15 protein-coding genes are annotated in these 14,965 nt (G+C 37.2%); 9 read left to right on the top strand and 6 right to left on the bottom strand.

Features of this window, described 5'->3' with window-relative positions; translation table 11 throughout:
• Nucleotides 1-40 precede the first annotated feature (40 nt).
• Together sufB and ASG31_RS03460 are read right to left on the bottom strand one after the other, a co-directional pair.
• Nucleotides 41-1,489 carry a Fe-S cluster assembly protein SufB gene (gene sufB, locus ASG31_RS03465; protein ID WP_056027900.1) on the bottom strand — a complete coding sequence of 483 codons (1,449 nt, stop codon included), beginning with the start codon at nucleotides 1,487-1,489 and terminating at the stop codon, nucleotides 41-43.
• A 191-nt stretch (nucleotides 1,490-1,680) separates the two neighbouring features.
• Nucleotides 1,681-2,010, bottom strand: a complete 330-nt coding sequence (locus ASG31_RS03460; RefSeq protein WP_056027898.1) for a HesB/IscA family protein — start codon at nucleotides 2,008-2,010, stop codon at nucleotides 1,681-1,683.
• A gap of 145 nt (nucleotides 2,011-2,155) precedes the next feature.
• On the opposite strand from ASG31_RS03460, the gene ASG31_RS03455 reads away from it, so the two are divergent.
• The 4 genes from ASG31_RS03455 (at nucleotide 2,156) to ASG31_RS03440 (ending at nucleotide 4,849) form a co-directional block, all read left to right on the top strand.
• On the top strand, nucleotides 2,156-3,007 hold the full coding sequence (locus ASG31_RS03455; protein WP_056027896.1) for a GLPGLI family protein: 852 nt from the start codon (nucleotides 2,156-2,158) through the stop codon (nucleotides 3,005-3,007).
• A 109-nt stretch (nucleotides 3,008-3,116) separates the two neighbouring features.
• The gene (locus ASG31_RS03450; protein WP_231433698.1) at nucleotides 3,117-3,737 is read left to right on the top strand and encodes an energy transducer TonB; all 621 of its coding nucleotides are present in this window, start codon (nucleotides 3,117-3,119) and stop codon (nucleotides 3,735-3,737) included.
• Between the two features lie 58 nt (nucleotides 3,738-3,795).
• On the top strand, nucleotides 3,796-4,362 hold the full coding sequence (locus ASG31_RS03445; RefSeq protein WP_056027893.1) for a DUF3575 domain-containing protein: 567 nt from the start codon (nucleotides 3,796-3,798) through the stop codon (nucleotides 4,360-4,362).
• Nucleotides 4,363-4,417: 55 nt separating this feature from the next.
• On the top strand, nucleotides 4,418-4,849 hold the full coding sequence (locus tag ASG31_RS03440) for a nucleoside deaminase (RefSeq protein ID WP_056027891.1): 432 nt from the start codon (nucleotides 4,418-4,420) through the stop codon (nucleotides 4,847-4,849).
• 41 nt (nucleotides 4,850-4,890) lie between these two features.
• Here the strand turns inward: ASG31_RS03440 and ASG31_RS03435 are convergent, their stop codons facing one another.
• Nucleotides 4,891-5,649 carry a type III pantothenate kinase gene (locus tag ASG31_RS03435; RefSeq protein ID WP_056027889.1) on the bottom strand — a complete coding sequence of 253 codons (759 nt, stop codon included), beginning with the start codon at nucleotides 5,647-5,649 and terminating at the stop codon, nucleotides 4,891-4,893.
• 114 nt (nucleotides 5,650-5,763) lie between these two features.
• Here ASG31_RS03435 and ASG31_RS03430 point away from each other — a divergent pair, with 114 nt between their 5' ends.
• On the top strand, nucleotides 5,764-6,597 hold the full coding sequence (locus ASG31_RS03430) for a M23 family metallopeptidase (RefSeq protein ID WP_056027887.1): 834 nt from the start codon (nucleotides 5,764-5,766) through the stop codon (nucleotides 6,595-6,597).
• An 18-nt stretch (nucleotides 6,598-6,615) separates the two neighbouring features.
• The gene (locus tag ASG31_RS03425) at nucleotides 6,616-7,260 is read left to right on the top strand and encodes a hypothetical protein (RefSeq protein ID WP_131725489.1); all 645 of its coding nucleotides are present in this window, start codon (nucleotides 6,616-6,618) and stop codon (nucleotides 7,258-7,260) included.
• A gap of 154 nt (nucleotides 7,261-7,414) precedes the next feature.
• Here the strand turns inward: ASG31_RS03425 and ASG31_RS03420 are convergent, their stop codons facing one another.
• A complete protein-coding gene (locus ASG31_RS03420; RefSeq protein WP_056028091.1) occupies nucleotides 7,415-9,256 on the bottom strand; it encodes a M1 family metallopeptidase in 1,842 nt (613 codons plus the stop codon).
• 34 nt (nucleotides 9,257-9,290) lie between these two features.
• On the opposite strand from ASG31_RS03420, the gene ASG31_RS03415 reads away from it, so the two are divergent.
• Nucleotides 9,291-9,674: a GldM family protein gene (locus ASG31_RS03415; RefSeq protein ID WP_056027884.1), complete on the top strand. Its 384-nt coding sequence runs from the start codon at nucleotides 9,291-9,293 to the stop codon at nucleotides 9,672-9,674.
• A gap of 17 nt (nucleotides 9,675-9,691) precedes the next feature.
• A complete protein-coding gene (locus ASG31_RS03410) occupies nucleotides 9,692-9,964 on the top strand; it encodes a hypothetical protein (protein WP_056027882.1) in 273 nt (90 codons plus the stop codon).
• Nucleotides 9,965-10,041: 77 nt separating this feature from the next.
• Here the strand turns inward: ASG31_RS03410 and ASG31_RS03405 are convergent, their stop codons facing one another.
• Nucleotides 10,042-10,536: a hypothetical protein gene (locus ASG31_RS03405; RefSeq protein ID WP_056027880.1), complete on the bottom strand. Its 495-nt coding sequence runs from the start codon at nucleotides 10,534-10,536 to the stop codon at nucleotides 10,042-10,044.
• A 157-nt stretch (nucleotides 10,537-10,693) separates the two neighbouring features.
• Nucleotides 10,694-12,385, bottom strand: a complete 1,692-nt coding sequence (locus ASG31_RS03400; protein ID WP_056027878.1) for a DUF6909 family protein — start codon at nucleotides 12,383-12,385, stop codon at nucleotides 10,694-10,696.
• 383 nt (nucleotides 12,386-12,768) lie between these two features.
• Between ASG31_RS03400 and ASG31_RS03395 the strand changes: the two genes are divergently transcribed.
• Nucleotides 12,769-14,964: a glutamine synthetase III gene (locus tag ASG31_RS03395; RefSeq protein ID WP_056027876.1), complete on the top strand. Its 2,196-nt coding sequence runs from the start codon at nucleotides 12,769-12,771 to the stop codon at nucleotides 14,962-14,964.
• Nucleotide 14,965 lies beyond the last annotated feature (1 nt).

Here is a 14,965-nt window from a genome sequence, read left to right as displayed (position 1 = left end):
GAATTTTTATGAATCCAAAACCTCTTTATTTTTATAATATTTATCCAACAGAACCTTCCAAAGAAATCTCCAGTAATTTCTGAGCTTCAATGGCAAATTCCATTGGTAATTTATTTAAAACTTCCTTGCTGAAACCATTTACAATCAATGCAATTGCTCTTTCGGTATCGATACCTCTCTGGTTGCAGTAAAATATTTGATCTTCACCAATTTTTGACGTTGTAGCCTCGTGCTCTAACTGAGCTGTCGGATCTTTTATTTCAATATATGGGAAAGTATGCGCTCCACATTCGTTACCCATCAATAATGAATCACATTGTGAGAAGTTTCTTGCTCCTTTTGCAGAAGGCATTACTTTTACCAATCCTCTATATGAATTTTGCGATTTTCCTGCCGAAATTCCTTTAGAAATAATTGTTGATTTTGTATTCTTACCAATGTGAATCATCTTTGTACCTGTATCGGCATACTGATGATTGTTTGTCACTGCGATAGAATAGAATTCACCAATTGATCCGTCACCTTTCAGGATACAGGAAGGATATTTCCAGGTTACTGCGGAACCCGTTTCCACCTGAGTCCATGAGATTTTTGCTTTGTATTCGCAAAGACCTCTTTTTGTTACGAAATTGAAAACTCCACCTTTTCCTTCTTCATTTCCCGGATACCAGTTTTGAACGGTAGAATATTTAATTTCAGCATTATCCATCGCAATCAATTCTACAACGGCTGCGTGAAGCTGATTTTCGTCTCTTGACGGTGCTGTACAACCCTCCAGATAAGATACGTAACTTCCTTCATCTGCAATCACAAGTGTTCTTTCAAACTGACCTGTACCTGCCTGATTGATACGGAAATAAGTTGAAAGTTCCATCGGGCATCTTACCCCTTTCGGAATGTAGCAGAAACTTCCGTCAGAAAACACTGCGGAATTCAATGCTGCATAGAAATTGTCTCCTCTCGGAACAACTTTACCTAAATATTTCTTAACTAAATCCGGATGATTTTTAATCGCTTCAGAAATTGAGCAGAAAATAATTCCTTTCTCAGCCAGAGTATCCTGAAAAGTTGTTTTTACAGAGATAGAGTCAATCACGATATCTACAGCAACATTTGAAAGTCTTTTCTGTTCTTCGATGTTGATTCCCAGTTTGGCAAAAGTTGCCAGTAATTCAGGATCTACTTCATCCAGACTTTCCAGCTGTGGATTAGATTTTGGAGCTGCATAATATTTAATCGCCTGAAAATCAGGTTTTTCATACTTAATATTTGCCCATTCAGGCTCGGTCATTTTCAACCAGATTCTGAAAGACTCTAAACGCCATTCTGTCATCCATTCCGGCTCTTCCTTTTTGGCAGAAATAGCACGCACAATGTCTTCGTTCAGACCAGTAGGGAAATCTTCATAATCGAGTATCGTTTCCCAGCCGAATTCGTACTTTTTATTTTCTAAATCAACTCTTAAGTCGTCTTCAGTATATTTACTCATAATTAGTATTCAAAATCCAAAACTTTGAATTTCTGAATTAATTTTAACTGTATTAAATGTAGAAACTTTAAACATTATAAAGTCTCCTGCCTTTTTTTTAAGCTGTTGCTTTTTTTAAAACCAAATCTTTCGGTCTGATTTGTTTACAATTGAGTGTCATCTCAATTTTGAATTTTAAACCTCAATTTTAATTAAAGAGAAAAACTCTCTCCACAACCACAGGTCCTGGATGCATTAGGATTATTAAAAATAAATCCCTTCCCGTTCAAGCCTCCGGAGTATTCCAAAACAGTTCCTGCCAGATAAAGTATTGCTTTTTTCTCCACAACGATTTTAATACCGTTATCTTCAAAAATCTGGTCACTTTCTTCTTTTTTATTGTCGAAACCCAGCACATACTCTAAACCTGAACAACCACCGCTCTTCACTCCAACTCTTATATAATCTTCAGTAGGATCAAAGCCGTCTTCCGTCATGAGTTGAACCGCTTTTACCTTTGCCTGATCGCTTACTTTTATCATTGTTTTTATTTAGAATGATTTTAGGAAGCAAATTTACGACTAATAATCAGTAAATAAAAATCAGTGTTTTTATTTTTAACTATTTTTATCATTGATAGGTTTAACTTTGTCAAATGATTGCTATCAAACCCTCAAATTAAAACGTATGAAAAAAATTCTGTTGGTAACAGCTTGTTTCTTAGTCCAGAATATCAGCGCACAGGTAAACAGATTTGTTTATCAGGTGACAATGAAATCTGATGCGGAAAATAAAAATGATGTAAAAACTGAAAATGCCTACCTCGATATTTCCAGAGAAAAATCCCAGTTCTATTCTGAAAACCGAGTAAAAAGAGACTCTGTGATGCAGGCGATGTTCCAGAGCGGTGGCGCGAGAAATTTTAACCGTGAGCAGATGGAAGGTTTAAGAACCAACATTGACTATTCTATTGAAAAAGACAAAACTTCACAGAAAGTTGTTTTTAAAAATAGAATTGGAAGAGACACATACTCCTATGAAGAAGACCGCCCTATAAGTTGGAAAATGCTTACAGAAACCACAAAAATTGGTGATTACAAAGTTCAGAAAGCTGAAACAGATTTTGCAGGAAGAAAATGGACGGCATGGTTTACCACAGACCTTCCCTATCAGGACGGACCGTATAAATTTGCAGGTCTTCCCGGTCTTATTGTAAAAATTGAAGATGACAAAGGAGAATATTCTTTTGATTTAATGAAGAACTATAAAATTGCAGACTTTCCGGAAAGCAACCGTTTCGGAAATACGATGAAGGTGAAAAGAACAGATTACACCAAGCAGCTTGAGAGATTCAGAAAAGATCCTGAAGCATTTGTGAGCAGCCAGTCTGGCGGCGGTGGCGGCGGAAACATAAGAATAGGCGCGCCGATGTCCCGGGGTGGCGGTGGCAGTCAAAACCCAGCCGATATGAGAAAACGCATGCAGGAAAGAATGAAAGAAGAACTTAAAAGAAACAGCAACCCAATTGAGCTGAACTGATTATACCAAAACCGAGGTTTTTAAAGCTTCGGTTTTTATTTTGACCGAAGATGAAGACTTTCTAAAAAAGCCCTGAAATTTTTAACTATATTTACTTAAAATAACCACTTTGCGATATTTTGTTTTCATATTTACATTACTTTCGGGATTTTGTATTTCTCAGCAGACGGAAGATTTCCGCTCTGTGAAAAATTACTATAACCAACACAGAACAATGCTGAATGGCGAGTTTAAAAAGAAATTCGACAAAGAAACCAACAATCTGATAAAAGCATCCATCAAAAATGATTTTAAGCTTTTTATGCGAAAGATGGACAGTATTGAAAACGTTGCTCTGGTGGGAGCTCTTCTGAAAACCAAAAATCTAGAAGATCTCCGAAAGTTTAAATCTGCAACATCCAGCACATCAGGTGACAAGATTATGGATCAAACACTTGGCAAAGACGCCAACTATCCCGGAGGAATTAACGCTTTAAGACAGGAGGTCGCCAATCTTTTTTACAGCGACGGCGTATATTCTGAAATGAAAGATCTCAGAACGCAGGTAGCTTTTATTGTTGAAAAAGACGGCAGCATTACCAATGTAAAAGCGGAAGGTGATAATTTTACCTTCAACAGACAGGCTGAGATTGCTCTGTACTCAGTTGCAGAAAAGTTTTCTCCCGCCTACATCAACGGAATTCCCGTCCGGTCGCGCTTCAGACTGCCGTTAAATTTAAAATTTGATTAATTTTTCATTAAAAATTTCACCATGTCGTGGGAATGTTTATTTTTGGTGAAAAAAATTAATGAAAAAATTCTTTACATTTTTAACGGTTTTAATATCAGCAATGAACCTGTTTGCACAGGATCTTAATTCTGCTCAGGAATCAGGTTCAGAGAGAAAAAACGATATCGTTTTAGATCCCATTCTTTTGATTGCCGTTCCAATGATAAATGTTTCCTACGAAAGAATTCTTAACAAAGACATGGGCGTTGGTGTGAATGCCATGATTGTTCTGGATAAAGATGTAGACGATTTTAAACAGGTTTCTCCCTATTTCAGATATTATATGGGAAGAAAATATGCCTCGGGCTTTTTCTTTGAAGGTTTTGTTCCGGTGACATTCCAGAAGGATGATTTCTACGGATCTGATTATGATGACATCACCAATACTTACTACTACAGTTACAGAGGAAATAAAACGGTAACAACAGTGGGAATAGGTTTTGGAGTAGGTGGAAAATGGGTAATCAAAGACAGACTGGTGATTGAAGCCAGCGGCGGCATCGCAAGAAGATTCGGAAACGGAGAACGGTATGATGTAGGCGAAGTTACCGGAAAAATCATGGGTGGCATTGGGTACAGATTTTAATTATCTCTCAATAAAATATTTGAAAAGCTTAGTTTTGTACTAAGCTTTTATCTTTATGTTTACCGACGAATATTTTATGAAAATGGCTCTCCAGGAGGCCGAAAGCGCATTAGAAAGAGATGAGGTTCCTATAGGATGCGTCATTGTATCCAACAACAGAGTGATTGCCAGAGCACACAACCTTACTGAAGCTCTGAACGATGTCACTGCTCACGCAGAAATGCAGGCCATCACCTCAGCAGCTCATTTTTTAGGAGGAAAATACCTCACCGACTGCACTTTATACGTCACCGTTGAACCTTGCGTGATGTGTTCAGGAGCTTTGAGCTGGTCTCAGATTTCCAAAGTGGTGATTGGTGCTAGAGATGAGAAACGGGGATTTATCAATAAAAATCTTTCGCTTCATCCGAAGACTGAAATCGTGACAGGTGTTTTAGAAAACGAATGTTCGATCATTGTAAAAGAATTTTTTAAATCTAAGAGGTAGGCTTAGGCAAAGGCGGAAAATCGCACAACCTTAACCTTAACCTAAATATCTTTCCCTAAAAAGTAAAGTCCTTTTAATGTGTGAAGTCTGTCTGCCAAATGGATTTTATCGGTTAATGGTTTGTAAACGTGAGAAACACCGCCGGTTGCAATAACGAAACAATCGTCTTTGACCTCATCATTGATGCGGTCTATAAAACCTTCCACCATACCGAGGAACCCGTAGACCATACCACTCTGCATACAGCTGATGGTATCTAATCCTAAAACAGATTTTGGTTTTTTAAGTTCAATTTCAGGAAGCTGCGCGGTCTGGCTGATAAGTGAATTGAGCGCAGTAACAATTCCCGGGGCTATAATTACACCCAGCGTTTCACCGTTTTCTGCAACACAGCTTGCAGTAAGTGCAGTCCCGAAATCCACAACAATCTTCTTCCTGTCTGGATACATATTATGTGCTGCCACGAGGTTTGCATAAATATCTGTTCCCATCTGTTTAGATTTGGCAATCACTTCCGAAGGCGTTGTGCGGTCTACCATTACCGGCATAATCCCGTGGATCTTACGGATTGCAGAAGATATTTCCCTTGTGAGTTGCGGAACCACAGAACCGATGATAATCTTTTCGATTTTCTCTGGATCAATTTTGTAGGTTTGATACAAAATCAGCATCTGACCGTGCAGTTCGTCAGCTGTGCGGTACGGTTTTGTATTGATTACCCACGAGATATCGCAGTTATCATCATTAAAAAGTCCGAATCTGATGTTGCTGTTTCCAACGTTGATTACGATTGAATTCATTAAATTGATTTTCGGTGGTAAATGTAACAATTTTCATAAAAAGAGGCTTTTAATATTTAAGAAAATGGTTTAATATTGTACAAAACTTTTAAGCACATCCTAATAGATTTAACAATGAAAAAACTTTTATTTCTCATCCTCATCAGCCATTTTACAATACTTTTTTCTCAAAAGAACATCAAAATGTATAACGAAAGAAAAGGCGATTCTCTCACTTTTTACGTTGACAATAATGAAATTTATCCTGTTTCACTGGTTTTTAACGGTCAGCCTGAAGCAGATAATCTGAGAAAACCCGATTTATTTAAAACCACTCATGTGATACCGGGAAAAACAAGCAGATACCGCGTTACTTATTTTGTAGTGAATGACAAAAAGAAAGGCTGGAATCTGAAGAAAATGCCCGGTTATCAGTCTTACACCGGAGACATTACTATCAAGCAATACGACAAAAACTACCAGTACGATCTGCCTTTCGGGAAAGGAAAAGCATTTTTGATTCATCAGGGATATAATGGTACATTTTCTCATCAGAATGAAAATTCATTAGACTTTATTATGCCCGAAGGCACAGAGATTTTAGCAGCCAGAGAAGGTTTGGTGATTGAGATTGTACAGCATAACGACAAAAGCTGTCCTACGAAAAGCTGTGCGGCATTTGGAAATTATATTTCTGTTTTACACTCTGACGGCACCATTGCGCAGTATTTCCATTTGATAAAAAACGGAGCCAAGGTAAAAGTGGGCGACAAGGTCATCAAAAGCCAACCCATCGCCCTAAGCGGAAATACAGGCTGGAGCAGCGGGCCACATCTTCATTTCGTCACATATCTGCCAAGTTCTACAGGCGAGAAACAGAGAATTACAGTGAAAACCCTTTTTAAAACCGAAAGTGGTGACAAGGTGGAATATCTGGAGGAGAAGAAGTCTTATGCGAGGGGGTATTAGTGATAAAGGTTAACTACTATGTCGATTTACACTTATAAAATAACAACATTTAAACAATCACGGATATTACGTTGCCTGTTTTTATTGCCTTTATCTGTTATAATAGCCCTTGTAATTTCAGCCGAAATAAATTCATTACTTATTATAATTCCAATTTTTGCGATTACTTTATTTCTAATGTACTATTATTCTGTTGGAAAACTTCAAATAGTTATAGAGAATGAAAAAATATTAGTTTTTATTTGGAGTAGAAAAAACTTCTTTAATTATAAAAAGCTTCCTTCGGTTCAGATCAAAGATATACGAACGATCGTTTTAGATAACGGAGAGTTTCTGAAAAAAATTAGAACAGAAAATCAAACAATATATATAAACAATTCTAAGATTGATCGAAAAAACATTAAAAAATTAATTCTAAAATTACAAGAAATAACAAAAAATGAAAATCTGAAAATCATTGACAGTTGGGATGAAGTTGCAGAAAAAGGATTAATAAAAATCGCATACAAAATTAATCTTCTTATATTATTATTTTCTACGGTAGTTATTATAATTTTTTCAATCTTAAAAGAATTAAATCCCGCTTCATTTGCTGTTTTTTTATTGATAATACCGCAGATCATATTATATCATAAACAAATGAAAAATAAACTAGACAAATAATTTTTTTTAATGTATTCAGATTATATTCATAAAAGAACTCCGTTTGCTAAGCAAGAATATTTTTTCGTTTTAAAACAAAATCCCCGAAGTAGTTTTCTTCGGGGATTTTTGATGTTGCCCTTTCAGGGCTTCGTAATGCAGCGATATTTCAGAATTATTTCACCTCAACAAAATTATCCGAAGGATTTACATCTGCCATTCTCTGGCTGAAATCTATTCCTAAAACGCTTAGTTGAGACTTGCTGTAAGGCACGGTGATGCTATATTCTTTCTGCGTCCATGGCCAATACGGCATGGTTCTGAAATCTCCGAAGATATCTTTAGCTTTCCACGTACGGGTCATGTTCATCGGGATTTGGTAGGTGATCACCTTTTTATCGGTTGTCATCACAGAAAAATCGATCGGCATAGGAACCTGGCTGTTGTTAACTAAAGTTATCGTTGTAGATTTTGCGTCGTATTTTACGTCTTTAATTCCGTAGTCGATGGTCTTGGTTGTGTTGATCCAGTAATGATGAAACCACTTCAGATCCATCCCCGAAATATTCTGTGCGATGTGGAGGAAATCTCTATCTGTAGGATGTTTCATTGCCCACTGAGCAAAATATTCTTTCATGATTTTAGCCAAATTTTCTTCGCCAACAATGTAACCCAACTGAACCAGATACAATTCACCTTTCACATAACTTGCAAAACTGTACGCCGTACCGTTGTCATGGTGGTCACCCAGCCAAACTGCTGGTTCTTCGATTCCTCTTTTGACAATATTTCTGTAGGCATCAATCTTTGAAGTAAAAGCATTGGGTATATTTTCTTTTGGAGGAAACAGCTCGTGCATTACGATGCTTTCTGCATAGCTGGTGAAACCTTCATCCATCCACGGTCTCAGTGGTTCGTTGGTGGCGAGCATCTGCTGATACCACGAGTGCGAACCTTCGTGAACCATCAGCCCCATTAAATCTTCAACGCTTCCTGCTTCACCTAAAATCATAGTACACATCCCGTATTCCATTCCGCCATCACCACCCTGGATGAATGCGTATGAAGGCCAAGCGTAATTTCCGAACCGGGAATTCATAATCTGGAAATACTTTGTGATGTATGGTTTTGCCTCGCCCCAAACTTTGGTTTTATCGTTTTTCTGATATACGAAAAACACTTTCGGTCCCTGCGGAATTTCGAAACTTTCTACCGAATAATCTTTGTCTGCCGCCCACGCAAAGTCGAGCATATTTTTAGCCGACCATTTCCATGTAGCTTTGTTTTTGTCGGCTTTAATTTTTGCTGACGCGTCGTAACCTTTCACTTCTGTAGGATTCAGAAGAGTTCCGCCTGCTCCAACGACGTAATCTTTGTTGATTTTAATAGTCACATCAAAATCTGAAAACGGAGCATGAAATTCTCTTCCCACGTAATCGAAAGCTGCCCAGCCATCGTAATCGTATTCCGCGATTTTTGGATACCATTGAGACATCGTCATATCAACGCCTTCACGGTTATTTCGCCCAGCTCTTCTAATCTGTTGTGGAATTACAGCGTCCCACTCCATGGTAAAAGTGGTTTTGGAATTGGGTTTTAAAGGTTCATTTAAATACACCTTCATCACGGTTTCCTGAATTTCGAACTTTACATTTTTCCCGTTCTGTTTGATCCAGTGAATATTCTGTGCACCTTCCTGATCTTTAGGAATGGAAGCCAGTCTTGAAACTCCGTCTTTCTGTAATCGTGAATCACCGTTTTTTCCCTGTCCGGCTACCCTTTGATCCATCATTGAATTGGGTTTGAAAGCATTCCAGTACAAATGGAAGTACACGACATTGAGCTCGTCTGGTGAGTTGTTGGAGTAATTTAAAGTCTGATTTCCTTCGTAGGTAAATTTTTCTGCATTGACATCAATATCCATTTTGTACTGGGCAGCCTGCTGGTAATAAGCTTTCTGCTGCGCCTGAAACTGTGAAATGATCAAAGCAAAGAGTATTGCAAACGATTTTTTCATTGAAAATTTTATTTTTTTTAAAGGTAAGTAAATTTTGAAAATTAATATATTTGACTGTAAACAATTCAATATTTTGAAAAAAACAATTTACCTCATTCTCCTTTTGATTATATGTTTGAATTGCTCTTCAACAAAAACATTTACTAAAAAGTCTGATATCAAAGCTATTGTTGAGAATAGACAACTTAACATCTTATACAGAGGCGTACAAAATCATCTTAATATTGATATTCCGCAATCTGACAGCATACAGGTAAGCGGAGCAGGCGTTAAAAAAGACGGAAAAAACCGATATTCCATAGTTCCTACAACTGGTACCACTCTCGAAATACCATTTCAGGGTTTATTAGAGACAGAGTGGTTACCGACAAAAGAAAATTCCGAATCCTTAATATTGAAAGACCGTATGCAAGTATAAATAACCAAACAATACAAATGAAACTAACCAGTGAAGAGCTTGCTGTTTCTAAAATAAAATATTTTATTCCTCAACTGGTTTACGAATTACCAAAAGCAGGAAAGTTCCAGTATCAGATAAATCAAGAAGAACCATTGATTAATTATGGTGAAGAATTTAACCAATCTGCAAAAGATAGAATTTTAAAAACGAAGTCTGGCGATTCTATAGTTATTGATGAGCTTTCATTAAAAAATGAACAACCCAACATAGATTATAAAGAGGTAAATGCTTTAAAAATAATTATTTAATAAGACTAATTGCTATTCAAAGTTTCAAAAACTTTGAATAGGTTCAACTTTTAAACCTCAAAATGCAACTGTACCAATCAGTGAAAAGCATCAGTGTTGTTTGCGTTGAAATGAATTATTTTTTTAATCAGAGTAATCTGTCCTAAATGATAATAGCAATGCTCGATCATCCCGTCCATATTTCTGAGATAAGTTCCGTATTTTTCATCAACAAACTTTTCATGCATTTCAGAATCCGGCATTTGTTCCAGTAACGAGGCAAACTTTTCTGCGTCAGTCCAGAGCTTATTTAAAAGAGATTCCCATTGCTCCTGAGATTCGATTGGCTGAAGATCAAAACTGAATCTGTCTTTGATTTCCAGTTCTCCACCTTCGAAAACGTTGAGAATTCCGGCGATGTAATAATCAATATGAAAAGTGAGCATGGCGATGGTGTTGAGATTGGCAATTTTCGTGTTTGCCTGCTGCCATGTTACATCTGAAAGCTGATCTTTAAAATTGGTATTGGCAATCCATTTTCCATCCAATACAACTTCACGGAATCTTTTGGCTAATTGTGAGGGTGTGCTCATTGTTTTGTTTTTTTAAAGATAACTATTTTTTGAATTTCTTACAGATTGCACGGATTTTCACAGATGATTGCGCATAATAATCTGCGAGATCTGGTGGAAATAAAAATCCTTCAAGGTTTTGGAAACCTTGAAGGATTGATATTCTGTGTTATCAGACTTATTTTTTAGAAGAAACTTCTTTCGCTCCGCTTGTCAGAATCTTTTCCAGAATTCTTAACGTGATGAGATAGGTTGGTTTCACGCCCGTAAGCCCTAAACCACCTGAAGACAGTGTAGAACCCGTTTCTAAAGGATTATCTGATGCGTAATAAGCATAGCAGACAAATAAATCAGGATAGATGTGATGTCTGATTTTTGACGCTACCTGAATTGCCTTTTGATAGTGTGCACCTTCCATTTCCAGTCCGATGGCTTTCCATGAGGTGTTCATAAAATACTGAAGAATATCTCTGTTCTGAAGTGAGGTTCCTAAAACGGTAATCATCGGTCCTTCAAAGGCTTTCAGTTCATCATCTTTAAAATCATCCAGTTTCAAAGCATTTTCAAATGGGTAATTGTCTGCCGTTCCTTCAAAAATATGGGAAGTCGGAATCATGATGTCGCCTTTACCACCGGCGAGAATTCCTGCTTTCCCCATGATTGATACAGATTTTACTTTCATCATATAGACTTCGCCTTTCTGCTCAAATGGTCTCAGCAATTCATCCATTACCTCAAAGGCCTGCTCGCCGAAAGCGTAATCGAAAACCAGAACAACATCGTCGCCGGTAAATTTTGTATCACTGAAAGGCGTGTTTTTCAAATCAATTTTGCTTAAATCGATGATCTGAACGTCGATATTACTGCCACTTCTGTCGTCAATATAAATTAAGCCCTGCTCCTGAGAGTATTTTAACACTTTATCACGAAGATCTTTTTTGTTTGAAATTTCCTGATAAAGTTTGTAGTCAACTTCTTTAGTCTGTTTTTTCTTCAATGCATCGTTTCCGAAGAGCATGTTTTTCACGGAATGCATATTCGCAGAAATAATGTGTAACGGACGCATGTGAAGATCGTTTTCAAATAAAACTTCTTTCACTTTGTGAGCCCATTTTTCACCAAAATAATGATGCCCCACACGTTCTTTTAAGATTGCACTGAAATAAATTTCGCGCTCACGGCTCTGTTTGGCATCTTCCAGACTCACTTTCCCTAAATGGTAAATGATTTTGAATAATCTGTCTGGGTTTTCATCTTCGCCAAACGTATTGTAGGCATTTAAAGTTTCATCAAAAGTTCTTCCTATTAAAGAAGAAAGATGAATCAATGCGACTTCTTTTTCTCTTCTGCTGAATTTTTTCTCGCCTTTTACCACTTCTTCGATAATTTTGAAAGCTCTTGTTGGCTTCCAGTTTTCATCCTGAATAAATGCGAGGTTGCGGATTTTATCGGCTTCTATAAATAAGAACGTTAAATGCGTAAGGATATCATAGATTTCTGAACGTCCCAAAAGAACTTCGATATTCATCTGATGCTCATCGATACGGTAACAGTTTCTTCTTCTTTTTTTAGGAACGATCGGCTCAAAGCTCCCTTTATCAAAGCCTTCGTCTGATGTAAGATGAATGAAAGCGCATTCTTCTATTCCTTCCGGAAGTCTGTCTAAAACATACATCAAACCATCAAGCTCCAACTTGCTTGGAACGCTCATGGTACCGTAAATTTCGGGATTGATCGTCTTCAACAAACTTCTAATGCTTTCTCCGGAAACTCCGCTTGGCTTGAAAAAACCTCTATAAAACAGGTGTCTCATAGAAATGTACAGTCTTTCGATTGCCTCGGTGGTTTCTCTTGCTCTAGAATTTGTCATATATTTAAAATTTTTATAAAAAGTCTCGCAAGTTACGAAAAATAAATTAGTATTTTAAATAGCCTTGTTTCAACTACTTACCAGCTTATTCTAAAAAATTTAGTTTATTTATTAGATGATTTTTAAAATTAAAGCTATTTGAAAAATGCAGAAAGAAAATCGTGATAACTTTTATTCATATTATAATAGCAGTGGAAAATAAAGCCTACATTCGTTATTAGGTATTCTTTTTAGGAATTACATTTCTATCCTTAAGACATCTCTTATGACACAAATTCTTTCTTAAAAATTATTCAAAAATAAAAATAACCCCTAAAAATTTAGGGTGAAAATATTTTTAATTCATTTTTTTCGTAAATTTGCCCCATAAAATTCAACACTATATGTCAACTTTAAGATTCAAAGCGTTAGAAACTTTACCATTCAAGGACTTTAGAAAAGATAACACGGTAGAAATTCCTGCTAAATTATCAGAATTGTTTTGTGAAAATGTATTCTCTGAAAACACTATGAGAGAATATTTAACAAAAGAGGCATTCCAGTCTATCATGGATGCTATTAAAAAAGGAAGCAAAATCCAGAGACTCATCGCAGATCAGGTAGCGGTTGCTATGAAAGACTGGGCAATGAGCAAAGGAGTTACTCACTACACACACTGGTTTCAGCCATTGACAGGCAGCACTGCAGAAAAACACGATTCATTTTTTACTCCAATTGAAGGCGGTAGAGCGATCGAAAGATTCAGCGGAAACTTATTGATCCAGCAGGAGCCGGATGCATCTTCTTTCCCGAACGGTGGTATCAGAAATACTTTTGAAGCAAGAGGTTATACTGCCTGGGACCCAACTTCTCCGGCATTTATCATGGGAACCACTTTATGTATTCCTTCCATCTTTATCTCTTATACAGGAGAAACTTTAGATTACAAAGCACCTTTATTGAGAGCTCTGCACGCGGTAGACGAAGCTGCAACTGACGTAATGCAGTACTTTGATAAAAACGTAACGAAAGTAACGCCCACTTTAGGTTGGGAGCAAGAATATTTTTTGGTTGATTCTGCATTGTATCAATCCCGTCCGGATCTGGTTTTGACAGGTAAAACTTTGTTGGGACACTCTCCTGCAAAAGGACAGCAGCTGGATGACCACTATTTTGGCTCAATCCCTACGAGAGTCATGAATTTCATGAAAGAACTGGAGGTTGAATGTATGAAACTTGGAATTCCGGTTACTACAAGACACAACGAGGTGGCTCCAAACCAGTTTGAGCTTGCTCCGATGTTTGAAGAAGTAAACGTTGCCGTTGATCACAACTCTCTTTTGATGGATGTGATGGCAAGAACAGCTCACAGACACCATTTCCATATTTTATTCCACGAAAAACCTTTTGCAGGTGTAAACGGAAGCGGAAAACATAACAATTGGTCTCTTGCAACAGACACAGGTGAAAACCTTTTGAGCCCGGGAAAAAATCCTAAGAAAAATTTACAGTTCTTAACATTCTTTGTTAATACTATTAAAGCGGTACACGAATATGCAGATCTTTTGAGAGCAAGTATTGCTTCTGCAAGTAATGACCACAGATTGGGTGCGAATGAAGCTCCACCGGCAATTATTTCTGTATTTATCGGAAGCCAGCTGTTCAGAGTTTTGGAAGAACTTGAAAAAGTAACGGAAGGAAAACTTTCACCGGACGAAAAAACAGATTTAAAACTAAATGTAGTTGGAAAAATCCCTGAAATCCTGTTGGATAATACGGATAGAAACAGAACTTCTCCTTTTGCATTTACAGGAAATAAATTCGAGATCAGAGCGGTAGGTTCTTCTGCAAACTGCGCAGAATCTATGACGGTAATGAACACGATTGCTGCAAAACAGCTGAGCGATTTTAAAAAAGAAGTGGACGCCTTAATTGAAACCGGACTTAAAAAAGACGAAGCTATTTTCAACGTTTTAAGAGAATACATCAAGCAGTGTAAAAACATTATGTTTGAGGGCGACGGATATTCTGACGACTGGGCTCTTGAAGCTGAAAAAAGAGGCCTGAACAACTGGAAAACAACTCCGGAAGCACTGAAGCAGGAAATGAACCAGAAATTCCTGGACCTTTATGAAGAAATCGGAATCTTCAACCACAGAGAAGTGGAAGCGAGAAACGAGATCAAATTAGAAAAATACTCAACCGTTATTGATATTGAAGCGAGAGTTTTGAGCGATATCGCAAGAAACCACATCATTCCTTCAGCTTTGAATTACCAGAACAGACTGATTGAAAACGTAAAGGGTCTGAAAGATATTTTTGGTGAAAAAGAATTCAAAACGCTAGCGAAAGAACAGATCAGTTTAATTACGCAGATTTCTGAAAACATTTCTAAAATCAAACTGGGTGTAGAAGATCTAATGAAAGCAAGAGAAGCTGCAAAAGCAACGTCTGAAAGCCAAAAACAGGCAGAATTGTACTGCACAAGCGTAATCCCATTGTTTGACCCCATCAGAGAAGCATCTGATGACCTTGAAATGATGGTGGATGATGAGCTTTGGCCAATGACAAAATATAGAGAAATGTTATTTACAAGATAAC

It is taken from the genome of Chryseobacterium sp. Leaf404 (assembly GCF_001424145.1).
GTDB lineage: Bacteria > Bacteroidota > Bacteroidia > Flavobacteriales > Weeksellaceae > Chryseobacterium.
This window is presented reverse-complemented; position numbering and strand designations above follow the sequence as displayed.

Coding starts and splice junctions, on each gene's coding strand:
- ASG31_RS03440 (WP_056027891.1), top strand. CDS start 4,418: ATGTTTACCGACGAATATTTTATGAAAATGGCTCTCCAGGAGGCCGAA.
- sufB (WP_056027900.1), bottom strand. CDS start 1,489: ATGAGTAAATATACTGAAGACGACTTAAGAGTTGATTTAGAAAATAAA.
- ASG31_RS03400 (WP_056027878.1), bottom strand. CDS start 12,385: ATGACAAATTCTAGAGCAAGAGAAACCACCGAGGCAATCGAAAGACTG.
- ASG31_RS03460 (WP_056027898.1), bottom strand. CDS start 2,010: ATGATAAAAGTAAGCGATCAGGCAAAGGTAAAAGCGGTTCAACTCATG.
- ASG31_RS03405 (WP_056027880.1), bottom strand. CDS start 10,536: ATGAGCACACCCTCACAATTAGCCAAAAGATTCCGTGAAGTTGTATTG.
- ASG31_RS03425 (WP_131725489.1), top strand. CDS start 6,616: ATGTCGATTTACACTTATAAAATAACAACATTTAAACAATCACGGATA.
- ASG31_RS03435 (WP_056027889.1), bottom strand. CDS start 5,649: ATGAATTCAATCGTAATCAACGTTGGAAACAGCAACATCAGATTCGGA.
- ASG31_RS03445 (WP_056027893.1), top strand. CDS start 3,796: ATGAAAAAATTCTTTACATTTTTAACGGTTTTAATATCAGCAATGAAC.
- ASG31_RS03455 (WP_056027896.1), top strand. CDS start 2,156: ATGAAAAAAATTCTGTTGGTAACAGCTTGTTTCTTAGTCCAGAATATC.
- ASG31_RS03430 (WP_056027887.1), top strand. CDS start 5,764: ATGAAAAAACTTTTATTTCTCATCCTCATCAGCCATTTTACAATACTT.
- ASG31_RS03420 (WP_056028091.1), bottom strand. CDS start 9,256: ATGAAAAAATCGTTTGCAATACTCTTTGCTTTGATCATTTCACAGTTT.
- ASG31_RS03410 (WP_056027882.1), top strand. CDS start 9,692: ATGAAACTAACCAGTGAAGAGCTTGCTGTTTCTAAAATAAAATATTTT.
- ASG31_RS03395 (WP_056027876.1), top strand. CDS start 12,769: ATGTCAACTTTAAGATTCAAAGCGTTAGAAACTTTACCATTCAAGGAC.